Genomic DNA, 21,389 nt, shown 5'->3' with positions numbered 1-21,389 from the left:
TTCTCGGTTTTATTTATTCTATCGTTGTAATTTCATTTGAATTATAAATGTGGAGACCAGATTCTTCTCGCAGCGCAGTTATATACATCCCTTTCGCCACATCTTTAGCTGAAATTGGTTTATACTTTTTGAAAGCCCCTTTAAATATAAAAGGAATAATTCGAGTTAACTTTTCAGCCATTCGTTCACCAAAACGAAACTCTTGTCGATTTCCAACTAATAAAGACGGCCTAAAAATATGAATACCACCAATCACTAACTTTTGCAATTCCTCTTCCATTTTCCCTTTTACTTGTGAATAAAAGAAAAATGATTTAGGATTTGCTCCCATCGAAGACACAACAAGGAAGTTTTGCACCCCTTGCTTTTCAGCTAAACAAGCAGCTCGTAACGTATATTCATAATCTACTTTTTTGAAATTCGCCTTTGTTTTTGCTTTTTTTATTGTTGTTCCTAGACAACTAAAAACATCATCTACTGCAAAAAATTCTTTATATTCTTCTAATGCCGAATAATCTACTTTCTTCTGCTGTAACTTCTCATGTTGCCATTGCATTGGTTCTCTTACAAAAATAGTAACCGAATCGTAGTAATCTGATTCAAGTAATAGACGCGTTATCTCTTGTCCAACTAAACCACTTGCACCAAGTACTAACGCTGTTCGCTTATTCATATATGCATATACCTCTTATTTTACTTTTCTCTCCTTCAGTGACATGCAACTTTTAGGAGTTTCCTTCTTTTTATTTTACCATAAGTAAAGCACTATGCGTATGCATAGTGCTTTACTTACTCTTTTTTCTTTTCTTTCTCTGGTAATTTCGTTATCGTTGATGCATTCCCTAAATTACTTATTAAGCGTCTTAAAAAGATTAAAACGAAAGATAATGGCAATACTACCGCTAATATCAATAAGATAGCTTCCATTAAATATCCCAAGCGCTCATCCCCCTCTTCACCTTCCTTTCAAATATATGAAAGCAGCGTTGTCACATATGCATGCATTCACAAAAATAATACATCTATATTTGACAACTTTATAACAAAATCAAATCGTAATGATTATTATTTATTGCAACTTTATGAAAGATGTATTATACTAAGTTCGCAAACTAAAACGTAATTATTCCGTTTTGTATTAAAATGATATTTTTCTTCTATAATTGAAGATATATCCGTAAAAAAAGAAAAGAGGAGAACTTCATGCCTAAAAGATTGACTATATTTTCATTCTTACTTATTTTCACTTTAATTTTTACTGGCTGCTCAAATAAAAAAGAAGGTACTGCCAAGAAAGATGGAAAGCTAACTGTTTATACAACCATCTTCCCTCTTGCAGATTTCGCAAAAAAAATTGGTGGCGACTATGTAACAGTAGAAGCAATTTACCCTCCTGGTGCCGATTCACATACATTTGAACCGAGTCAAAAACAAACAGTACAAGTTGCAAAAGCCGATTTATTCGTTTATAACGGTGCTGAATTAGAACCATTTGCTGAGAAGATGGAAAAAACATTACAAAAAGAAAATGTTAAAATTGTAAATGCATCAAAAGGAATTAAACTTCGTGCTTCTTCTGAAGAAGAACATCACGATCACGGAGATGGTCATAAAGAAGATGATCACCATCATGATAAAGACCCGCATGTTTGGATAGACCCTACTCTTGCGATGAAACAAGCTGAAAAAATCAAAAATGCTCTTGTGGAATTACAACCTGACCATAAACAAGAATTCGAGAAAAACTTTGCAGCACTTCAAACTAAATTTACCGATTTAGACGATCAATTTAAAGCTGCTGTAGCAAATGCGAAAACGAAAGAAATTTTAGTTTCTCATGCTGCTTATGGTTATTGGGAACAACGCTATGGTTTAAAACAGATTCCTATCGCCGGAATTTCAGCTTCTGATGAGCCATCTCAAAAAGAGCTTGCTGACATTACAAAAACAGTAAAAGAACACGGTCTAAAATATATTTTATTTGAAACTTTCTCTACGCCAAAAGTCGCATCAGTTATTCAAAAAGAAACTGGTACAACAGTTTTACGCTTAAATCACCTTGCTACTATTTCTGAAGATGATGCGAAGAACAATAAAGATTACTTTACTTTAATGGAAGAAAACGTAAACACATTGAAAGAAGCAACAAACTAATTTACTATATTTTCTAAGCAGCTGAATCTATTGTTCAGCTGCCTTTTTATGTATGTATCCTTGACTTGACCAAAATAACAAGTAAAATTATCCATATTAGCTTTAAGCTATACTCTTTTAGAAGGTGAGTTGGAATTATGAATCTTCACATTTGTGAAGTAACAGCAAAAAATTGGCGTTCAGTAGCTGCTTTAAACGTCGCAAAAAACCAGCAGCAATTTATTGAAAGTAATGCGTTTTCTTTAGCAGAATCATTATATGAAGGAAACGGGACGTCAGTAGGTTTATATGATGGAGAAACACTTGTTGGATACGCAATGTACGGTTGGTATTCAAAAAAACACGAAAGCATCTGGTTAGATCGTTTTATGATTGACCAACAACATCAAGGAAAAGGATACGCAAAGCGTTTCCTTCGCTTACTCATTCAATTTTTACAACAACAATTTACATGTAAAATAATTTACTTAAGTTTACATCCGGGCAACAAACTTGCCATGGGCCTATATGAATCATTTGGTTTCCATTTAAACGGGGATATTGATGATGAGGGTCCAGTTGTAGGTGTTGTAATGGAGTTACTAATAAACGAAAACACAAGCCTGTGAAAACAGGCTTGTTATTATATATTTATCAATGTTATTTTCTATTTTCCGTTTCTTTCCCTTATGTGTTTCGTTATTGAAATCTAGTACAATCTCAATAGAATGCTCATATAAAAATAAGCCTGCAGTTGACGCAGACTTATTTCACACACTCCCCAAAATGTTCTTGGAACCATTCTTTATTAATATCTTTACCGATAAATACGACTTCACTTACTCGCTTTTCACCCTCTTGCCACTCTCTATCATACGAAGCAGCAAATAATGTATGTACACCTTGGAACACGATACGTTTATCTACTCCATCGATAGATAAAATCCCTTTATAACGATATAAATACTCCCCTAGCTCTTGCACGACAGCTGACATCCACTCATTTAGTTTTTGTAAATCTAACGGACGCTCTTCACGTAGTACAAATGATTTTACACCTTCTAAATGATTATGCTCTTTATGAGGATAAATTTGTAACGTATCTTTCGTTTTAAACGTTTGAATTTGTAATAATGATGGTATATCTACCTCACAGTTAGTTGCCTCGATTAACTTTGCAGTGGGGTTAATACCTTGCAGTTCATGCAAAAGATTTTCCTTTTCACTTTCTTCAATTAAATCTAATTTATTCACCAACACTACATCAGCAAATGCAATTTGTTCCTTTGCTTCTAGTCCCTTTTCAAAATGTTTATGTATATGGTAACTATCTACTACAGTTACAACGCCATTAATTTGGTATGCAGATTGAATAACAGGATCTAAAAAAAATGTTTGAATAATCGGGCCTGGATTTGCAAGACCTGTTGTTTCAATTACTAAGCCTTCAAAGTCCATTTTCCCTTCTGCTTTTACGTCCAGTAATTGTTTTAACGCAACGAGTAAATCTTCACGTACAGTACAGCATAGACAACCGTTAGTCATTTCCATAATTTCTTCTTCAACATTCATAATCAACTGATTATCGATACCAATTTGTCCTATTTCATTTACAATCACCGCTAATTTCTTACCGTGATTTTCTGATAAAATACGATTTAATAAAGTCGTTTTCCCTGATCCAAGAAAACCAGTTAATATTGTTACTGGAATCATCCCTTACATCTCCTTATAGCTATATGTGTCTACATTATAGCATATAGAGAAAATCGTTTTTGTAGCAAAACATATTTATTGTTTGTACGCTCCTCAAACTATATAATAATATGTAGTAAGAAAGCCTTTTCAAAATAATAATCATACATCAAGGGGGTACTTATAATGGAACGAGTTCAAATGGCCGAAACACTAGAATTTTCTCGTATTATTCAAGGATTTTGGCGTTTAGCAGAATGGAATATGACGAAACAAGAGTTACTTTCTTTCATTGAAGAATGCATGGATATGGGGATTACTACTTTCGATCACGCTGATATTTATGGCGGATATACGTGTGAAGGGCTGTTTGGAGAAGCTTTACAACTAAAGCCTTCCTTACGAGAAAACATGCAAATTGTTACCAAGTGTGGAATCGCTCCCCCATCACCAAAATTTCCAGAGCGATATGTTGCTCACTACAATACAAGTACTGAACATATCATAAAGAGCGCGGAGGATTCATTACAAAACTTACATACAGATTATATTGATGTATTACTCATCCATCGTCCTGATCCATTTATGGATCCAAATGAAGTGGCAGAAGCGTTCTCACGCTTAAAACAAGAAGGAAAGGTTCGTCACTTCGGTGTATCTAACTTTTTACCTTCACAGTTTCATATGTTAAGTTCATATTTAGATTTCCCGCTCATTACAAATCAAATCGAGGTATCTGCGCTGCAGCTTGAGCACTTTGAAAAAGGTACGATTAATTTATGCCAAGAAAAACGAATCAATCCAATGATTTGGTCACCTCTTGCTGGTGGCGAAATCTTTACCGGTCAAACTGAACGTGCAGTACGTGTACGTGAAACTGTACAAAAAGTTGCTAATGAGCTAGGTGTTACTAGCATCGATACGGTTATGTATGCATGGCTACTTGCTCATCCAGCTAACATGATGCCAATCGTTGGCTCTGGGAAATTAGATCGTATAAAAACGGCCGCTCTTGCTACAAAAGTTAACTTAGATCGTCAACAATGGTTTACAATTTTTGAAAGCTCTAACGGTCATCCTGTACCATAATATGAAAAAGAAGAGCTGTTTCTTTACAGCTCTTCTTTTTCATATGTATTTCTAGTCATTGCAAATACACACATGTCCCTTAATCCATTTTCATCTACCGCAACACTGGCACTTTCTAAAATACCCTCTAATTTAAAACCTAATTTCTCAGGTATCGCTCTACTCTTTTTATTTAGAGCATCACAACGAATTTCTACGCGGTTTGCTTTCAGTTCAGAAAAAGCATAATCCGTTATACCTTTCGCAGCCTCTACCATATAGCCTTTTCCACTAAATCTCGAATCAATCCAATATCCGATTTCAAATTGAGGTATATCCCAATTAATACGATGTAATCCGGCAGATGCAATAAATTCACCTGTTTCTTTCGAAAATACTAGTAACCTTAAATCCTCACGTTGCAAAAATTGAATATGTGATTTTCTAATACTTTCTTCTACTTCTTGCTCTGTTTGCTCTTTTTGTGCAAACACCATCCAAGGTTTTAGTTCTTGTATTGAAGCTTGAATTGCATCGTATACAACTTTACCATCTCCTGGTTTCGGCATTCGAATAAAAAGCCTGTCAGTATAAAATTCAGAAGAAAAATCGAATAATAACGGTTTCACTGTAAACACTCCCTATTTTTCTTTTATATATAATAATATCCATCTCAAGTTATACAGTAAAGAATTTTCTGAATTAAAAACTTTTTACTCATTCACTTCCACCGCTACACGAACTCCAGACTCAATCGCACCTTGAATCCATCCGTGATATAACGTTGTATGATCTCCAGCAAAGAATATTTTCCCCTCTGGCTTTACAATCGCTGGTTGTAGCTCAGATTCTTGACCGGCTTGAAAAAGAGCAAATCCTCCAAGTGCATATGGATCCAATGTCCAACTTTTTGATATTCCAGACATAAATTCATCATATACTTGACCACCTAATATCGTTGCTAAGTTGTGTAATGTGTAATAAATACGATCACCCTTCGATAACCCATCCCATAGCAACGCATCATAAGACCATGTATAGCTTCCTAACATCATAGCTGGTCCTTTCTGTCCAATTCCATGGCTTGGATAATAGGCGTAACGAATTGGCAAATCTGTTATAATTCTGCCACCTAATTGCCCTTGTTCTTCCCAAAATCGACTTTTAAATTGAATGCCTATTTTCGTCGCAGGCATATAATGCAATTCACGAATTGCTTTCCACTTTTCATGAGATATAGAGTCAAATGGATCTACTTCCACAAAACGCATTGTCGAAAACGGAATTGTAACAATAACTAAATCCCCTGTAATACTACTATATTCAAAAGTTTCCTCGTTTCGATAGAAAGCTGTCACACCGTTATCGTGTTGATGTAGCTTCATTAATTTTTGATTATAAATAATATTTTCTTCTAATTGCGGTAAAAAAGATTTTGGTAATCTATCGTTTCCACCTATTATTTCACAAAATCCGCTCTCCTCTTGCATAATGTATAAAAAACGTAACGTCTCAACGAATGACCTTTCTAAAAAACCTTCTAAATCTAATAAAACACCAATCATCTCAATCGTTATTGGTGAAAAATACGTATTATATTGATAAGGATGGTACTTTAAAAATTGTCCTGTAGAGTATCTTCCAAAATCCTTTACTACAACATCCCAATTTTTCTCTGGGTTCTTTTTTATAAAATTTATAATGGGCTGTACCGCTAACAATAATAGTTCCTCAGACGTTTTCCCAACTTCATTCATTTCCACAGGATATCTTAAAATACTTGGATCTTTTTCATATTGTTTTAATGTCGTTTTCCGACCATTTACGTAGATGATATCTGTCTCATTCCTATTAATAAACGGACTCACCTGTAACCCAAACTTTCTTATATATGCCATCGTTAACGTGTGCGAATATGGAATTCTCATCGCCCCAACATCTAAATATAATCCGGTACCTTCCATTCTAACTGTCTCTATGCGGCCGCCTACACGATTGTTTGCTTCAAAAATCTTCACTTCATGTCCTGCAGCCTTTAATAAAGATGCCGAAACTAATCCAGCCATGCCTGCCCCTACTACAATAATTTGTTTCGGACGTGTCGTCTTATTCAATCCCTTATTTATAACTTGTAACGTTTCATCCATCTTAGTGTTATACATTAAGTCTTTCTGCACAATTCCACCCCTTACTTCATAAAGTGAAACTATAATCAGTGGGGTGTTCTTCCCCCACTGATTATTAGTTGAACCAATCGGGCTTTTATGGGCAGTTAATCTCCCACCTAACTTCATTGCTCCAGCCCAATTTTGAGGTGGGAGTTTTACTGCCCGTTAATGCGGGATAAAATGCGCATTAGTGGTTTAGTGCATTTTATTCATAAATCCCCATAAACATAACACCATTGCAATTTGAATATTCACTAAAAGTACATAAGAGACAGATCTCACATTTCTTTATGCTTCGTATAATATAGCAACTCAACGAAGGAGTGGTTGAAAATGAAACAGATTTATGATTACGACGCTACAAAAAAACATCTAGAATTAAAGAAACAAAACTTATGTAAAAAACTTAGCAATAAGAGACTATCTGAAAAAGAACGTGAACAGCTAAAACATGAAATTGACAACTATGAATATATTTTAAACTTAGTCGAAATGAATCATTATGAACGGGGATTTTCTCGTTGAAAGCGGATATAATATTATCCGCTTTTCATTTTGAGCATTTCATTACGCATTTTTCGTAAGTAAATATATAATAGGATGTACATTAAGATTGAGAGGTATATTCTATGATCAAATTAAGTGTATTAGACCAATCACCTATTTCAGATGGTAGCACAGCAACCCAAGCTATTTCACATACAGTTACGCTTGCACAAGAAGTAGAAAAACTCGGATTCACACGTTTTTGGGTATCCGAGCATCATAATTCCGTAAGCTTAGCTGGTTCAAGTCCAGAAATACTTATTTCTCATATTGCAGCGAAAACGGGACATATTAGAGTTGGTTCGGGTGGTGTTATGTTACCGCATTATAGCCCATATAAAGTTGCCGAGAATTTCCGCGTTTTAGAAGCACTTTATCCAAACCGCATCGACCTTGGTGTTGGTAGAGCACCTGGTGGTATGCCAATAGCAACTCGTGCACTACAAGAAGGAAAAATGGTCTCACTTGATCAATACCCAGAACAAGTTGCAGATGTTGCAATGTATTTACATGATCAAGTACCAGAAAATCATCATTATGCAAATTTAAAGGCTACTCCAGTTATTCCAACATCACCTGAAATGTGGATGCTCGGTTCTAGCGGAGAGAGCGCTAAAATTGCGGCGCACAACGGAGCTTCTTTTGCATTTGCACAATTTATTAATGGCTTCGGAGGCCCAGAAGTTATGAGGGCTTACCAGGAACAATTTCAACCTTCCTATTTAGGAGATAAACCAAAATCAATTGTCGCGATTTTTGTTATTTGCGGAGAAACAAATGAAGAGGCAGAAAAAATTGCTTCTAGTTTAGATTTATCAATCTTATTACTAGAGCAAGGAAAACGAACAACTGGTACACCTTCTATCGAAACTGCTCAAAATTATTCATACAGTGCGTATGATTTATTCCGTATAAAAGAAAATCGTCAACGTATGATCGTAGGTGATCCGACTTCTGTGAAAGAAAAAATAGTAAATTTAAGTAAAGCGTACAATACTGACGAATTTATGGTTATCACGATTACTCATCAATTTGAACATAAATTAAATTCTTATCGCTTACTAGCAAATGCTTTTAATTTATAATTGTAAAAGGGAGATACATCAACGACGATGCATCTCCCTTTCTTACTACTTATTGTTTTTACTTCCTATATATTCAATAGCTTCTTTTAATAACTCATCAAAATGATTAGGATAATCATGATTTAAGTTAGGCACAATTTTATACTTATGTTCTATATTCTTATCTCTTAATAATCGTACAAATTGCTGCGTGCATTCGAAACAATCTTCATCTTGATCCCCGCATACTATATATCCCTTTATATGTTTATCCTGTAGTACTTCCAGCAACTCATTCCATTCTTCAATCTCTGGAAGCCACGGTGCCATAAAAATAAAACCATCTACATCTATATCTTTTTGTAAAATCGTAAGTAAAGCTACTCTTGCTCCAGCAGAAAAACCACCTATTATTACATTTTCTACTGTATGATTCTCTATAAATTTATCGTAATGCTCTTTTAATTCTTCTTTCCCTCTATGTATATCATCCCAAACAAACCCATCTGAAAATTGAATTTGCGAAGACTGTGGTAACGCTAACGTATAATCTTGTGTAATAACTGATTTCCAATATGGTTCTATTATTCCTATATTTTCTTGATCACCATGCATTGTAACTAGTAGATTTCCCTTTTCCTCGCTGTAAATATATTTCACATCTGCTCGTTCTGTTTTCTTTGCTACTTCTTCTCTTTCTTTACATAATTGAACCATTTTATGAAACTCTTCAAACTTATGTAGTGGTTTTAAATCGTCGTCGGAAATTAAATATTCATTTCCATACCAAAATCCATTCTCTATAATAGCTTCCTTCATTACATGCAAAGCTTCTTCTTCAAGTCCTGCTGCACTTGCTAGTGCATATTTAAAATTATATATTTGTGCCTCATTACCTATTACACCTTTAGCATGTTCCATTATATACGTATACGCTTCAAAACTTCCTTTATTTGCATAACAACGTAACGTTTCATTTAATAACTGGATGTAAGTCATACTATTTTTCATATACCAATCCCCCGAAACCGTTTATAATATTTATTTCTCGAACTTGTATATCATCCTTTGATCATGGTATGTACATTGTTATATTCAATAACTCAACCTAACCATACTTGATCCTCAGAATGATATTTAATAATTACCGTATGTATACGCATATTACATCACCTCTTCCTATCCAATACGTGTAGTATAAAACTAAATAGACAGAATAGTCAATATATTTTTAACCAAAAAAAGACAACAATATATTATTGTTGTTTTTTACATCTACCCGCTCTTTTGTTTTTTTCTATCCGGTTTACTTGAAACTAAATAATGTTTTTCTGAAATATATAAGTCTCTTTTTAATAGACGATTTAAGTACGGCCCTAGCTTCATTCCACATATAAGGCGATCTTCACTACCCTCAACAATTGGAAACATTTCTTTTTCTGTTACATATTGATCTACTGCCTTTTGTACGATATCAATTTCTTTAACTAGGTTTAAATTTTCTTCTGTATGTTCAAATACCTCAAGCGTTTCCTTCGTAATAAGAAAAACATTTGTCGGAAATACAGGCAAATACGGCTTTAACAAATCATAATTTACTGTATAATCATCATTTACTAATACTGTATATACGATATTAGCATTTGTTTCTAGAAACTTAGCCATCGCTTGTTCTAATTCATCTTTCGTAATTTCCCGTTCTTCTTTTCCAGTTCTGAAAAAGCGAAACATTGCATCGCCTCCCTTTTACTATATTATAGCATAAAAGAAAACTGAAAAATCACAAAAAATCCATTGAAAAAATTTTTCAATGAATTTTTCAAAATATATTTATTTTTATTTTAAGAATGCACTTAGCATCCATACATGCTGTTCTAATGTCGTGTGAATCGCTAGTAACATATCAGCTGATGTTTCATCGCCAGCTTCACCAGCAACTTCCATACCTTCTTTTAATTCTTGAATAAGTGCAGAGTAATCATTCACTAAAGTTTGCACCATTTCCTCAGCTGATTCCTTGCTTGTCCCCTCACTGACACTAGATGTTGCAAGATATTCTTTCATTGTCGCTAACGGTTTACCTTCTAACGCCAAAATACGTTCTGCTAACTCATCAATATACGTCCCTGCTTCATTATAAAACTCTTCAAATTTCTCATGTAATGTAAAGAAGTGTGGTCCTGTCACATACCAGTGATAATTATGTAGTTTCACATATAACACATTCCAGTTTGCTACCTGCTTGTTTAATACTTCAACAACATTTGTATTCGTACTCATACAATCCACTCCTCTTATCGTTTTGTAATGCTTATCTTTTAATAACCTAATTACATTTTACCATACATTTCCTACCCTTTCGAATGATTGGCTCATATGTAACAAAGTTTTAACACCTTTAATATTTCCCTAATATCATACAATTCATGTATTTTTTCAACTACTTCATATGTCTAATCGTCCAAGCTGCTACATATGCATTATAGTAAGTCAAGCTCATCATAGAAGAAAGAGGGATAACATGGACAATCAACAATGGCAAGTAGCAAAGAAAGTTGCTGCTACTTATATCGGAACTGTCGTTGGAGCTGGATTTGCTACTGGACGAGAAATTGTTGAATTCTTTACAGTGAACGGATTATACGGAACAATTGGTATATGTGTAAGTGGATTTTTTTTTATTTGGCTCGGCACAAAGATGATGTTACTTTCATCACAAATCGGGGCATTTTCAGCGCAAGATTTTAACAAATATTTATTTGGAGATGTATTCGGAAATGTTGTAAATACATTATTACTACTCGTATTATTTGGTGTAACGAGCGTTATGCTATCAGGGGCTGGGGCGGTATTTGAAGAGCAACTTCGTTTACCAAGACAACTCGGTATTCTCATTACAGTTATCGCCTGTCTCATTATAGGTAGCCGCGGATTACAAGGTGTTTTTGAAGTAAATACACTTGTCGTACCTATTATGATGATATTTATTATAGGACTTGCTATTACAACCTTTTTCCACAGTACAACACCTATTAGTAATACTATTCCTGCAGAGAGCTGGAATATGAAGTGGATTACTAGCCCTATTACATATGTCGCTTTAAATCTTTCTCTCGCCCAAAGCGTTCTCGTCCCGTTAGCCGGTGAAGTAAAGGATCGAAAAGCCATTTTGTGGGGTGGAATTTTAGGTGGTGCAGGACTTTCTTTAATTTTATTATGCAGCCATTTAGCTATCTTATCAGTCGACCAATTTTATCAATACAATATCCCAATGGCTGAAGTCATAAGAAGATTTAATGCAACTTTTCACTTTTTCTTTGTTCTTATTATTTTCGGTGAAGTGTTTACAACTTTAGTTGGTAATGTGTTCGGGATGACAAAACAAATGCAATCTATCACTGGGTGGAAAAGTAACAATATTATTTTCTTCATTTTACTAATTAGTTATTGCTTTAGTTACATCGGTTACAGTGAACTACTCCACATTCTATATCCAATCATCGGATGGGTAAGTATCGTTCTACTTCCAATCATTGCTTTTAAACAACTTCAAAAAACATAAAGAAAGCATCCATTTTATTGGATGCTTTCTTTATGTTCATTCACAATCATCACATATTTCCCAGTACGGTCCCATTTCCAATGCCAAATATGGCTTTAATTGCAATCGAATCATTCGACTAGGCATGCGCTCTAAAACGAATTGAATCCCTTCTTCATCCTCGTCTAATTCAACTTTTGAAATAGCAATTCTTTGCATAGTAGAAATAGGAATTCCATCTTTATATAAAGTGATTTTCACCTCATCATATTCATTAAAATACAATTCAATACTCATTTGATTTTTCAACATTTCATCAACAATTTCATATTTATCATTTTGTTCTTGGATTATATATTTCCAGCCACCTCTATCTTTTTTTGGAGCTGCTTGAAATAATGTCATCAAATCCTCGTATAGCATAAGATAACCCCTCTCTTACTAAAAAACGATGAGTATTTTATATACCCTTTATCTCTATCACTATCCATAGTCATTGTACCATATATCACCGTTCTTACCGTATTCATTTGCTTCATTAATACTTACAAAACACTTTATTCTATCTTCATTATTATGTATCTTAGTCCGTTACTTACTATTCTACTGTAAGTTTTATTCAACACCTATTTTTTATTTGCTCATAACAAAAAAGAAGAGTGATATATATCACTCTCCCTAAATAAATTTCCCTGTAGCTGCTATTGCTAATACTATAATTAAAATTGTAAATAATAATGAGACAATTAAACTAAAAATGGGTAATGCTTTCTTTTCATTCTTCTTAAAAAGTAACTTTAAACTAAGAAGGATGTTTACTGGTACGAGTATGAAATAGAAATATTTAACAATTTGCACCGAGCTATCCGAAAGTGTTTTTAAAATAAACACTTCAATTAGAAACACCACAAAAAATGAAATACTTAGCCAAAATGAGACATAACTAAGCCAAGAATGTCTTTTTGTACCCCAATACACTCCCATAATAATCTCCTTTATTTGTATTCTATATGATTGTAATTATACACAAAGTTAACAAATACCTCTATTTTTCGACAAATAATATGAGAAATTCAGTTTTAAACATCATTAAGCTATTCTCCATCCTCATTCATTATAAGCATAAATTCATCGCAGTTATTGCGTAAAAAAAAGACTGCCCCAATAGCATTCTGCTATTGGGGCAGTCTTTCTCTTTTAAACTTTAAATCTTTCAATTAATCCTTGCAACTCTTCAGCCATTTGAGATAATGTACCAGCTGCGGAACCAATTTCCTCCATCGAAGCTAATTGTTCTTCAGCAGACGCTGCGACACTTTGTGTACTCGTCGCATTATTCTGTGCTGTCATTGCAATTTGCCCGACTGAAATAGATACTTCATTGGCACCTTTTGACATCCCATTAGCCGTTTCAACCATCGTTTTAATTTGATTAGCAATTTCATTTGTAGATTGTAAAATCTCAGCAAAATTTTGCTTCGTTTCATTTGCAATAACTAGTCCAGATTGAACTTCTTTATTTACATGACCCATAGATTTTACTGTCTTACTCATATCATCTTGTATTTCACATATTAATTTACTAATTTCACTGGAAGATACGCTAGATTGCTCTGCCAATTTACGTACTTCATCTGCAACGATCGCAAATCCTCTTCCGTGCTCACCAGCTCTTGCAGCTTCAATTGCAGCATTTAAAGCAAGAAGATTTGTTTGATCTGCAATATTTTGGATTACTTCTAATATTTCACCAATTTGCTTTGATTTATTATTTAATAACTGTATAACTGCATCGGATTGTGAAACAGATTCTGCAATAGACTGCATTTGATTAACTGTTTTCCCTACTAACTTTCCACCATCTTCTGCTTTTTCACGAGTATGAGTAGAAGCCGTATTAATAGATGATGAACTATTTGCTACATGCTGAATTCCTTCTGTTACATCAAACAGTAACATTGCACCATTTTCTACACTTGTTGTTTGCGTCGTTGCCCCACTTGATATTTCATCCATTGCCATTGTAATTTGTTCCGTTGCTTCACTCGCTTGTCTTACACTAGCAGTTAGCTCTTCTGATGCCGCTGCAACATGCCCGGCCGAATCATTAATTCTTCCAATTAACGTTCGTAGTGAATCTGTCATCTCATTAAATCCTTTTGCAAGTTGACCAATTTCATCGTTTGAATGAATTTCAATTGTTTGCGTTAAATCTCCTTCACTTATTTCTTTAGAAGTGGCAACTAATCTCTTTAAAGGTTTTGTAATAGAAAGCGTTACGAAATAAATAAGTGCCCCTCCTACAACTAGTGAAATAATCATAACAATTAACATATTATAAAATACAGGCTGAGCAGCTTCGATTATTTCATTTGAGTACATCGTTCCACCGATTTTCCAACCTGTTTTTAAATTTGTAGCAAATACCATTTTCTTTTCACTACCGTCATACGTGTATGAAAAAGCGCCCTGATTATCTTCGTAAATTCTCTTTGCCCAAGAATCAGCTGCTTTATCACCTGATTTTTCTTGCGGGTGAGCAATTATTTTTTGTTTTCCATCTAAAATGAAAGTATATCCTTTTTTACCAATATTGATTAACTTTGTTGTTTTCAATAAACTCTCTAAACTTAAATCTACCGCAACAACACCATTTTTATCTTCTGTTTGTTTCGCAATCGTTACGACAATATGTCCATTTCCTTTTGCCTTATACGGTTCAGTGACCACGATTCCACCTTGTTTACTCACTGCATCTTTATACCAAGAACGAGTTGTTGGATCATAATCTGCTGCCATTTGTATATTGGGTTCTTGCACAAATTTCTTATCATTGCCGGCAACATATACTTGTTCAATATCTTTATTTAAATTAATATACTGAGATAACACCTTTCTTAATTCATCTTGATTATCTCCTTGATACATATCACTATGAACCACTCGTGCAAAGTTATTTATTTCGTTAAATTTCGCCTCAATCATTTGATTGATTAAATTATCTAATATTTTTATATTATCGTGAGCACTACTCGTAATTTGTGATTCAAAATTCTTTTTAGCCGTTTGATAAGACATTCCTCCAATAATAGAGACAGCTGCAATTAAAATTACCAAAAATGAAATTAATAGCTTTTTTGCTACTTTTATATCTCGAAACCACCTTAACAGTTTACTCATTATAAACCTCCTACATTTAAATATTAAGTTTTAAGGATGAATAACTAATTATGAATATATCCCATTCCCTATCCTCTATTTTTACAATTCGTTTTTCATAAACACCTTGTAAAGTTTAAACAAATATTCCCCCTTTGTCTATATATATGAATAATATTATTATAAAATTTACAAATACAAAAAACCAAAGGAATAGTCCTTTGGTTTTTTACATTTTTTTATGTTGTTTAGAAATCTTCTTCCACTTATCACGCTCAGCTCTTGCGAGAATAGCATCTTGTTTTCTCATAAAATACGCCAATTCTCTTTGCAACTTTTTATAGCTTTGCAAACGATTTATCTTCATTAGCCCGTTATCAATTGCTTTATGCACTGCGCATCCTGGTTCATTTTCATGTTTACAATCTCGGAAGCGGCATGTTTTTGCAAATTCTTCAATATCAGAAAATGTTGTCTGGATTGCATCGCTTCCTTCCCAAAGCTGTAACTCTCTCATGCCAGGAGTATCAATGACTAAGCCCCCACTCGGTAGTTGGAACAGCTCACGATGAGTTGTCGTATGTCGCCCTTTACTATCTTCCTCACGTATATCTCCCGTTTTCGCTATCTCAATTCCTACGAGTGCATTTAACAAAGTAGATTTTCCAACCCCTGATGAGCCGACTAAAGCAATTGTTTTTCCTGAAGCAACAAATTGTTGTAACGAGTCAATACCTCTATGCTCTAAACTATCGACGACGAAGATCGGAACACCAATTGCAACAGCTTCCGTTTCTACAATTTTTTGTTCCACATCTTCACATAAACTACTTTTTGTTAAAACAATAACAGGCATTGCACCACTTTCATACGCTAATAGTAAATAACGCTCCAACCTTCTTACGTTAAAATCATGGTTAAGTGCATTCACTAAAAATAAATAATCAACATTTGCTGCAATAATTTGTTCTTCAGTTCTATTACCAGCTTCTTGTCTTGAAAAAGAACTTCTTCTCGAAAAAATACGATGAATGATTGCCTTTTTCTCATTTTCTATTTTCTTTATATACACCCAATCACCAACTGCTGGGTAATCTCCTTTCGTTACCGCTTCATGTCGAAACTTCCCAGACAGTTCTGCCATATATTCACCGTCATTACAAATAATGCGATATATATGCTTATGCTCAAGTAAAATACGCCCTACTTCATAATTCTGCTCTACAGCTTGCTCTTCAAAAAATGAATCCCAGCCGAACGACTCTAAAATATTTTGATTCAAATCAATATCCTCCCTAGTTTGTACTAAGTGGAAGGATTGCGAACTATCTTATATAATATCGCCCTTTCCATCCACGTTTGTATTTAATTTATTATTCATTACAGTCATATTCGCCATAATACATCACTCCGATCTTATTTTAATTACTCTCATTATATGGAATATTAATTTAAAAAGCTACTTTATTTGACGTAATTTTCAAATAAATCTCTCTTTAACATTCTAATTTGTCCACGGTGATTAATTTCATCTTCTATCACATGAAACCAAAGATAGTGCTGGTTATACGCTACATCGTTAGGCCACTTTCTTTCTGACATTAGCCATGTATCATCTACTTTACTCAAATACTTTAGCGACTCTTCTCGAACACTTTGCAAAAGTTGTACATAATACTGTATTTCATGACCATGAATCGTTCTCCCAACTTCCCCTAAATACAGTGCATCTTCCCATATTTCTAATTCTTCTTTTGTAAAGTCACGATTTTGAAATGAAATAAGCTGATGGGCTTTTTCTATAGATGCCATATGTTTTAATAAGGCGCCAATTGAATTCCCACCACTCGGCATAATTAAATCTAATTGCTCAACTGATAGATTTTCTATTTCCTGTAATGTTACCGCCCTCGTATGCTCCAGCATACTCACTAATTCCCCTATATTTTTCGTATAACCATCCACACTTCTTATTCGATACTCTATATTCATATCACACACCTCTTTCTGTATTCATATTATTGTAAATATGATTCATATAATAGACTGAAATGTATCAGAATTTTCTGTTATAATTAAATTGAATAAGATTTACCCAAACAAACTTTCTCAATATGCTTATATGAAATATGAAAAGGAATCAATATGAAAAAATCGAATCTTATTCACTAAAAGGAGTGGATTCGATGGAAATGTATCAATGGCTAACCGCAGTTCTCGTTGGTGGCATTACTGGCTTCGTTTCCCATCTAATCAATAACCAAGGTAAGTTATTGCTTCCACGCCGTTTGAAAACTTTTTTTCATTTTGGATTTTTAACTGATATTTTCACTGGTAGCCTAGCCGCACTTCTTGGACTCGTTTTATTCGATGTCACCGCAATAAAGGAAATTATAAAAGTCTCCATTGTGACTGCTATTTCCGGTCAAACTTTTTTACTTCACCAAGCTCTAGGTGGTGAGCAGGCTAAAAATACGCAAATTGGAAAAGCTGATGAGAAGATTCAAGAAATTGACAAATTATTACGACGTTAGTCTATACTTTCTTTAAAAATTATTGTTATAATGAAAAATATATATTTTCTATTGCGTCGTTTGTCAGAAGAAAGGGTGTTTCGTATGACAAAAAAGAAAATAGAAGATTTCTTAACAAACACCGAAAAAGAGGAACTGCTAGAAAACTATAAATGTTTACGAGAAGCCCGCACAAAAAGCGAAGCTAACTATTTTGGTGAAGAAGTAAACCATCTACTAAATAAAGCAAAACAGCGAATTATTAAAGATGCAGGCATACATGATGAAAATGCAGCAACTGTTCAATCAAAGAGAAAAGCACTGTTTTAGTTATATTAGCTAAAACAGTGCTTTTTATTTACAAAGATTTTCACCATAAGCATTTTTCACATTACTTTCACATCTATTTCACAAATATAAGTAATCCTATATGTTAAACTAAGTATATCCTTTTCCAAGGAACTATATGCCGATATATAAATCCCTATCTTTATAGGGATTTTTTATTTTTATACTATATGCTGTTTGTATAGTATAAAAGAAAAGGAGCTTAGCATGCGATCTTCCCCTTCCTCACTACTCTTCTAATATTAACTCGATTTCTTTCATTGTCCCTTCATTCAATGATACATCCACCGCTTTCACACTTTCTCTTATTTGCTCAGCCCGCTTTCCACCAGGTATAACAGTATCAATTCCTTCTTTATTTAATAACCATGCTAACGCTAAATGAGGCAATTCAATATTATTTTCTTTAGCTACGTCTTTTAACTTTTCAACTTTTTTAAAGTTACCTTTATATATATTTTCTTCAAATAGATTTACACTTTGACGCCAATCCCCTTTATCCAAGTCAAAATCTTCTGTATATTTACCACCTAATATCCCAAAGGCTAGAGGCCCATACGGTATAAATGAAATACCTTCTTTTATACAATACGGCAATAGTTCTTCCTCGGCAGTACGATTTAACATATTGTAAGGCGATTGTACAACATCAATATGACCATGTTGATTCGCTTCTTTTAATTGTTCTATGTTTACGTTAGATATCCCAATTGAACGGATTTTCCCTTCTTCTTTTAGACGAATAAGCTCTCCGATTGAATCTATGTAACTTGTTTCAGGATTTATAAAGTGTAAATAATATAAATCAATATAATCTGTCTGTAACCTTCTTAAACTATTTTCCACAGCATTTCTTAAATAGCTTGGTTCATTGTTAATATACGTTTCTCCATTTAATAACGGCTGAATTCCACCTTTTGTAGCAAGTATAAGCTCATGACGTTTTCCCTTTAATACCTCTCCTACTAATTCCTCTGATCTACCGAAACCATATGAATCTGCTGTATCAAAAAATGTAATCCCTTGCTGAATAGCTTCTTCTACTAATCGCTTCCCTTCTTCTTCATTCACATCAGCATATAAATTATGTCCCCCTACTGCATTTGTACCTAAACCCAACTTTGAAATATTTAGTCCTGCCTTTTGCAATTTTATATACTTCATTTTTTCTCCCCCTTATATTTCTATTGTTCGAATATAATTGAACAATAGAAATATATCACTTTATATGCTATAGTGCAAATATGTTAACTTATACAAGTAGGTGAAAAAATGCGTACACTCTATCATCCAAATCGAGAAGAAATTCAATTTTCTTCTGTCCTATATGCACTTAGCGACCAAATTCGTTTACAAATTGTAAATATGTTACTAGAGAAAAATGAGCAATCTTGTGGTGCGTTAAACATTCCAATCGCAAAATCAACTTTATCTCACCATTTCAAAGTTTTACGTGAATCAGGTGTCATGTATACACGTCTTGAAGGAACACAACGTTTCATTTCAATTCGTGAAGATGACTTAAATGCTAGATTCCCGGGTTTATTAAACGTTGTATTACATGCGACAGAGCCATACTAAAAAACATCTCACTTACAAATGAGATGTTTTTTAGTATTTGTTATTCTTTTAATAGATCTATTAATCCATTCCCTTCAGATGTACGCTCATATCCTAAAGGTACAGTTCTTTTAATAAGTTGCGCGTAAATTTCTGGCTCTGATAACTTTCTGCCATATTCTCTTTCGCACTGCTTAATGAGAAGTGCTAATGCACCAGCGACATGCGGCGTCGCCATTGAAGTTCCACTTAATACAGCATATTTCCCCTCTGGATACGTAGATAATATTTCATCACCTGGCGCTACTAAATCAATTTCTTGATTTGAATTACTAAAACATGCGATTTTCCGCTCTAAATTGACAGCACCAACTTCAATTACTTCAGCATAAGCACCTGGGAAATCTAGTTCCTCCGTATTATCATCACAATCTCCATCATTTCCTGCAGCACATACAACGAGAACATCTTGATTTACTGCATTTTGAATAGCTTCATGTAATTCCGGAACGTCTTGCGGACCACCAAGTGACATTGAAATAACTCTGACTTCTTCTTTATTAGGTCCTCTCCAATTTACAGCGTAATGAATCGCCTCAATAATTTGCTCATAGCTACCAGAACCATCTCCCGCTAAAACCTTTAACACCAGCATTTTAGCAAGAGGTGCGACTCCTAAAACACCGACATCATTTTCAGTCGCTGCAATCGTCCCCGCTACATGAGTCCCATGGCCGTTATTATCAAGGTAAATGTTCGGATCTCCTTCATAATCTTTCGTGAAATTTCTCCCACCAATAATACGATCTTTTAAATCTATATGATTAATATCACAACCTGTATCTAATACGGCAACGACAACATCTTTTCCTTTCGCACTCTTCTCCCATACTTGTGGAGCGTTAATCAGTTGTACACCTGGTGGAATTTCATTTACTTGTTCAACCACCTTATTTACGGTAAACGGAATCAATTGTATACCTTTTTGTTTATTCGCTGTACTACTGTTCATCGTAATCCCTCCTGAAAATATATTATTTTCATTTCAGACCACTATTGAATAGGTTTACATTTAACATTCGTTTTAACTGTTCTATTTTCCTTCATTTTAAATGTTTCTCAATATAACTTACTAACATTTATCCCGTGCTTTGCAGGCAATAACAGTTCAAATCATTCAACGAATGTATAAAAATAAAAGGACCATTAAATGGCCCTTTTATAGTTTTTTTAAAGAATGATATATAATCTTTAAAATATTATAAATGAAAACTAAATCTCACTTTTTTTTAAAAATTTCTCTATTTCTTTTATTAAATGTTTCGCCCCATCTATACTAACAGTAATGTTTCCATTTGCTAATGATATGTTCTGGTCTGAAACATCACCTGTTATTTGACAAGCATTGTAAGGTTCATATTTTTGTAAAATGACTTTATCTTCATCTACGAAAATTTCAAGTGGTGATTTAATTTGTATCCCTAATACATCTCTTAATTCTTTAGGAATAACAATTCGTCCTAATTCGTCTACTTTTCGAATAACTCCTGTTGCTTTCATATTACTCCCCCCTTACTCTCTATTAATTTTCCAC

Annotated in this window: 25 protein-coding genes and 1 pseudogene; 9 read left to right on the top strand and 17 right to left on the bottom strand. The window is 34.0% G+C overall.

The genetic code is table 11. The features are described from left to right. Positions 1 to 13: 13 nt before the first annotated feature. Positions 14 to 673 (bottom strand): oxidoreductase, encoded by a 660-nt coding sequence (locus tag MHB70_RS08975; protein ID WP_001042745.1) that lies wholly within the window; start codon positions 671 to 673, stop codon positions 14 to 16. Positions 674 to 789: 116 nt separating this feature from the next. Beyond that, complete coding sequence (locus MHB70_RS08970) at positions 790 to 939, bottom strand: hypothetical protein (RefSeq protein WP_000540935.1); 150 nt, start codon at positions 937 to 939, stop codon at positions 790 to 792. Between the two features lie 264 nt (positions 940 to 1,203). Between MHB70_RS08970 and MHB70_RS08965 the strand changes: the two genes are divergently transcribed. After that, positions 1,204 to 2,154, top strand: coding sequence for a metal ABC transporter substrate-binding protein (locus MHB70_RS08965; protein WP_001126163.1), 951 nt, complete (start codon positions 1,204 to 1,206; stop codon positions 2,152 to 2,154). Positions 2,155 to 2,291: 137 nt separating this feature from the next. After that, on the top strand, positions 2,292 to 2,762 hold the full coding sequence (locus MHB70_RS08960) for a GNAT family N-acetyltransferase (RefSeq protein ID WP_001048673.1): 471 nt from the start codon (positions 2,292 to 2,294) through the stop codon (positions 2,760 to 2,762). 136 nt (positions 2,763 to 2,898) lie between these two features. Here the strand turns inward: MHB70_RS08960 and MHB70_RS08955 are convergent, their stop codons facing one another. Continuing rightward, positions 2,899 to 3,849, bottom strand: coding sequence for a CobW family GTP-binding protein (locus MHB70_RS08955; protein WP_000613433.1), 951 nt, complete (start codon positions 3,847 to 3,849; stop codon positions 2,899 to 2,901). Between the two features lie 165 nt (positions 3,850 to 4,014). On the opposite strand from MHB70_RS08955, the gene MHB70_RS08950 reads away from it, so the two are divergent. Beyond that, positions 4,015 to 4,917, top strand: a complete 903-nt coding sequence (locus tag MHB70_RS08950; protein ID WP_000442807.1) for an aldo/keto reductase — start codon at positions 4,015 to 4,017, stop codon at positions 4,915 to 4,917. Positions 4,918 to 4,940: 23 nt separating this feature from the next. Here MHB70_RS08950 and MHB70_RS08945 read toward each other — a convergent pair whose 3' ends face one another. Further along, positions 4,941 to 5,525, bottom strand: coding sequence for a GNAT family N-acetyltransferase (locus MHB70_RS08945; RefSeq protein ID WP_061529898.1), 585 nt, complete (start codon positions 5,523 to 5,525; stop codon positions 4,941 to 4,943). A gap of 84 nt (positions 5,526 to 5,609) precedes the next feature. Continuing rightward, entirely contained in the window at positions 5,610 to 7,073 is a 1,464-nt protein-coding gene (locus MHB70_RS08940) for a flavin monoamine oxidase family protein (RefSeq protein WP_061529897.1), read from the bottom strand. 324 nt (positions 7,074 to 7,397) lie between these two features. On the opposite strand from MHB70_RS08940, the gene MHB70_RS08935 reads away from it, so the two are divergent. Both MHB70_RS08935 and MHB70_RS08930 read left to right on the top strand, forming a co-directional pair. Next, a complete protein-coding gene (locus tag MHB70_RS08935) occupies positions 7,398 to 7,589 on the top strand; it encodes a DUF3896 family protein (protein ID WP_000810136.1) in 192 nt (63 codons plus the stop codon). A 104-nt stretch (positions 7,590 to 7,693) separates the two neighbouring features. Continuing rightward, positions 7,694 to 8,695: an LLM class flavin-dependent oxidoreductase gene (locus MHB70_RS08930; RefSeq protein ID WP_000594073.1), complete on the top strand. Its 1,002-nt coding sequence runs from the start codon at positions 7,694 to 7,696 to the stop codon at positions 8,693 to 8,695. Positions 8,696 to 8,740: 45 nt separating this feature from the next. Here the strand turns inward: MHB70_RS08930 and MHB70_RS08925 are convergent, their stop codons facing one another. From MHB70_RS08925 to MHB70_RS08915, 3 genes are all read right to left on the bottom strand, one after another. Further along, positions 8,741 to 9,685 (bottom strand): alpha/beta hydrolase, encoded by a 945-nt coding sequence (locus tag MHB70_RS08925; RefSeq protein WP_000798330.1) that lies wholly within the window; start codon positions 9,683 to 9,685, stop codon positions 8,741 to 8,743. A gap of 264 nt (positions 9,686 to 9,949) precedes the next feature. After that, positions 9,950 to 10,405: a DUF3939 domain-containing protein gene (locus MHB70_RS08920; protein ID WP_000488204.1), complete on the bottom strand. Its 456-nt coding sequence runs from the start codon at positions 10,403 to 10,405 to the stop codon at positions 9,950 to 9,952. Between the two features lie 105 nt (positions 10,406 to 10,510). Beyond that, on the bottom strand, positions 10,511 to 10,954 hold the full coding sequence (locus MHB70_RS08915) for a Dps family protein (protein WP_000106367.1): 444 nt from the start codon (positions 10,952 to 10,954) through the stop codon (positions 10,511 to 10,513). A gap of 241 nt (positions 10,955 to 11,195) precedes the next feature. Here MHB70_RS08915 and MHB70_RS08910 point away from each other — a divergent pair, with 241 nt between their 5' ends. Beyond that, positions 11,196 to 12,236, top strand: a complete 1,041-nt coding sequence (locus MHB70_RS08910; protein WP_000370197.1) for a YkvI family membrane protein — start codon at positions 11,196 to 11,198, stop codon at positions 12,234 to 12,236. Between the two features lie 36 nt (positions 12,237 to 12,272). On the opposite strand, the gene MHB70_RS08905 is transcribed toward MHB70_RS08910, so the two are convergent. The 6 genes and pseudogenes from MHB70_RS08905 to MHB70_RS08885 form a co-directional block, all read right to left on the bottom strand. Beyond that, positions 12,273 to 12,638 (bottom strand): DUF3979 family protein, encoded by a 366-nt coding sequence (locus tag MHB70_RS08905; RefSeq protein WP_000965090.1) that lies wholly within the window; start codon positions 12,636 to 12,638, stop codon positions 12,273 to 12,275. A gap of 255 nt (positions 12,639 to 12,893) precedes the next feature. Beyond that, positions 12,894 to 13,199, bottom strand: coding sequence for a hypothetical protein (locus MHB70_RS08900; RefSeq protein WP_000539579.1), 306 nt, complete (start codon positions 13,197 to 13,199; stop codon positions 12,894 to 12,896). Positions 13,200 to 13,412: 213 nt separating this feature from the next. Continuing rightward, the gene (locus MHB70_RS31130; protein ID WP_412677731.1) at positions 13,413 to 14,231 is read right to left on the bottom strand and encodes a methyl-accepting chemotaxis protein; all 819 of its coding nucleotides are present in this window, start codon (positions 14,229 to 14,231) and stop codon (positions 13,413 to 13,415) included. A 123-nt stretch (positions 14,232 to 14,354) separates the two neighbouring features. Next, positions 14,355 to 15,293 (bottom strand): annotated as a pseudogene (locus MHB70_RS31125) (HAMP domain-containing protein); the annotation flags it as partial. Positions 15,294 to 15,603: 310 nt separating this feature from the next. Continuing rightward, the gene (gene rsgA, locus MHB70_RS08890) at positions 15,604 to 16,656 is read right to left on the bottom strand and encodes a ribosome small subunit-dependent GTPase A (RefSeq protein ID WP_001073071.1); all 1,053 of its coding nucleotides are present in this window, start codon (positions 16,654 to 16,656) and stop codon (positions 15,604 to 15,606) included. 182 nt (positions 16,657 to 16,838) lie between these two features. Beyond that, positions 16,839 to 17,366: a DinB family protein gene (locus MHB70_RS08885; protein WP_001019819.1), complete on the bottom strand. Its 528-nt coding sequence runs from the start codon at positions 17,364 to 17,366 to the stop codon at positions 16,839 to 16,841. Between the two features lie 194 nt (positions 17,367 to 17,560). On the opposite strand from MHB70_RS08885, the gene MHB70_RS08880 reads away from it, so the two are divergent. Then, positions 17,561 to 17,908, top strand: coding sequence for a DUF4257 domain-containing protein (locus MHB70_RS08880; protein WP_000426317.1), 348 nt, complete (start codon positions 17,561 to 17,563; stop codon positions 17,906 to 17,908). Positions 17,909 to 17,992: 84 nt separating this feature from the next. Further along, the gene (locus tag MHB70_RS08875; RefSeq protein ID WP_000162608.1) at positions 17,993 to 18,217 is read left to right on the top strand and encodes a hypothetical protein; all 225 of its coding nucleotides are present in this window, start codon (positions 17,993 to 17,995) and stop codon (positions 18,215 to 18,217) included. 246 nt (positions 18,218 to 18,463) lie between these two features. Here MHB70_RS08875 and MHB70_RS08870 read toward each other — a convergent pair whose 3' ends face one another. Further along, positions 18,464 to 19,399 carry an aldo/keto reductase gene (locus MHB70_RS08870; protein ID WP_061529896.1) on the bottom strand — a complete coding sequence of 312 codons (936 nt, stop codon included), beginning with the start codon at positions 19,397 to 19,399 and terminating at the stop codon, positions 18,464 to 18,466. 108 nt (positions 19,400 to 19,507) lie between these two features. Between MHB70_RS08870 and MHB70_RS08865 the strand changes: the two genes are divergently transcribed. Beyond that, the gene (locus MHB70_RS08865; protein WP_001259900.1) at positions 19,508 to 19,816 is read left to right on the top strand and encodes an ArsR/SmtB family transcription factor; all 309 of its coding nucleotides are present in this window, start codon (positions 19,508 to 19,510) and stop codon (positions 19,814 to 19,816) included. A gap of 40 nt (positions 19,817 to 19,856) precedes the next feature. Here the strand turns inward: MHB70_RS08865 and MHB70_RS08860 are convergent, their stop codons facing one another. Further along, positions 19,857 to 20,807 carry a serine protease gene (locus MHB70_RS08860; RefSeq protein ID WP_001089053.1) on the bottom strand — a complete coding sequence of 317 codons (951 nt, stop codon included), beginning with the start codon at positions 20,805 to 20,807 and terminating at the stop codon, positions 19,857 to 19,859. Between the two features lie 260 nt (positions 20,808 to 21,067). After that, entirely contained in the window at positions 21,068 to 21,355 is a 288-nt protein-coding gene (locus MHB70_RS08855) for an AbrB/MazE/SpoVT family DNA-binding domain-containing protein (RefSeq protein ID WP_000648323.1), read from the bottom strand. Positions 21,356 to 21,389 lie beyond the last annotated feature (34 nt).

The organism is Bacillus sp. FSL M7-1020 (assembly GCF_038050415.1).
Lineage (GTDB): Bacteria > Bacillota > Bacilli > Bacillales > Bacillaceae_G > Bacillus_A > Bacillus_A toyonensis.
The sequence above is the reverse complement of the archived record's forward strand: the minus strand, read 5'-3'. Positions and strand labels throughout refer to the sequence as shown.

Excerpts from the sequence above, each read along its gene's own strand:
- MHB70_RS08975 (WP_001042745.1), bottom strand. The coding sequence starts at position 673 with ATGAATAAGCGAACAGCGTTAGTACTTGGTGCAAGTGGTTTAGTTGGA.
- MHB70_RS08965 (WP_001126163.1), top strand. The coding sequence starts at position 1,204 with ATGCCTAAAAGATTGACTATATTTTCATTCTTACTTATTTTCACTTTA.
- MHB70_RS08960 (WP_001048673.1), top strand. The coding sequence starts at position 2,292 with ATGAATCTTCACATTTGTGAAGTAACAGCAAAAAATTGGCGTTCAGTA.
- MHB70_RS08955 (WP_000613433.1), bottom strand. The coding sequence starts at position 3,849 with ATGATTCCAGTAACAATATTAACTGGTTTTCTTGGATCAGGGAAAACG.
- MHB70_RS08950 (WP_000442807.1), top strand. The coding sequence starts at position 4,015 with ATGGAACGAGTTCAAATGGCCGAAACACTAGAATTTTCTCGTATTATT.
- MHB70_RS08935 (WP_000810136.1), top strand. The coding sequence starts at position 7,398 with ATGAAACAGATTTATGATTACGACGCTACAAAAAAACATCTAGAATTA.
- MHB70_RS08930 (WP_000594073.1), top strand. The coding sequence starts at position 7,694 with ATGATCAAATTAAGTGTATTAGACCAATCACCTATTTCAGATGGTAGC.
- MHB70_RS08925 (WP_000798330.1), bottom strand. The coding sequence starts at position 9,685 with ATGAAAAATAGTATGACTTACATCCAGTTATTAAATGAAACGTTACGT.
- MHB70_RS08920 (WP_000488204.1), bottom strand. The coding sequence starts at position 10,405 with ATGTTTCGCTTTTTCAGAACTGGAAAAGAAGAACGGGAAATTACGAAA.
- MHB70_RS08915 (WP_000106367.1), bottom strand. The coding sequence starts at position 10,954 with ATGAGTACGAATACAAATGTTGTTGAAGTATTAAACAAGCAGGTAGCA.
- MHB70_RS08910 (WP_000370197.1), top strand. The coding sequence starts at position 11,196 with ATGGACAATCAACAATGGCAAGTAGCAAAGAAAGTTGCTGCTACTTAT.
- MHB70_RS08905 (WP_000965090.1), bottom strand. The coding sequence starts at position 12,638 with ATGCTATACGAGGATTTGATGACATTATTTCAAGCAGCTCCAAAAAAA.
- MHB70_RS08900 (WP_000539579.1), bottom strand. The coding sequence starts at position 13,199 with ATGGGAGTGTATTGGGGTACAAAAAGACATTCTTGGCTTAGTTATGTC.
- MHB70_RS31130 (WP_412677731.1), bottom strand. The coding sequence starts at position 14,231 with ATGGATGAAATATCAAGTGGGGCAACGACGCAAACAACAAGTGTAGAA.
- MHB70_RS08885 (WP_001019819.1), bottom strand. The coding sequence starts at position 17,366 with ATGAATATAGAGTATCGAATAAGAAGTGTGGATGGTTATACGAAAAAT.
- MHB70_RS08880 (WP_000426317.1), top strand. The coding sequence starts at position 17,561 with ATGGAAATGTATCAATGGCTAACCGCAGTTCTCGTTGGTGGCATTACT.
- MHB70_RS08875 (WP_000162608.1), top strand. The coding sequence starts at position 17,993 with ATGACAAAAAAGAAAATAGAAGATTTCTTAACAAACACCGAAAAAGAG.
- MHB70_RS08870 (WP_061529896.1), bottom strand. The coding sequence starts at position 19,399 with ATGAAGTATATAAAATTGCAAAAGGCAGGACTAAATATTTCAAAGTTG.
- MHB70_RS08865 (WP_001259900.1), top strand. The coding sequence starts at position 19,508 with ATGCGTACACTCTATCATCCAAATCGAGAAGAAATTCAATTTTCTTCT.
- MHB70_RS08860 (WP_001089053.1), bottom strand. The coding sequence starts at position 20,807 with ATGAACAGTAGTACAGCGAATAAACAAAAAGGTATACAATTGATTCCG.
- MHB70_RS08855 (WP_000648323.1), bottom strand. The coding sequence starts at position 21,355 with ATGAAAGCAACAGGAGTTATTCGAAAAGTAGACGAATTAGGACGAATT.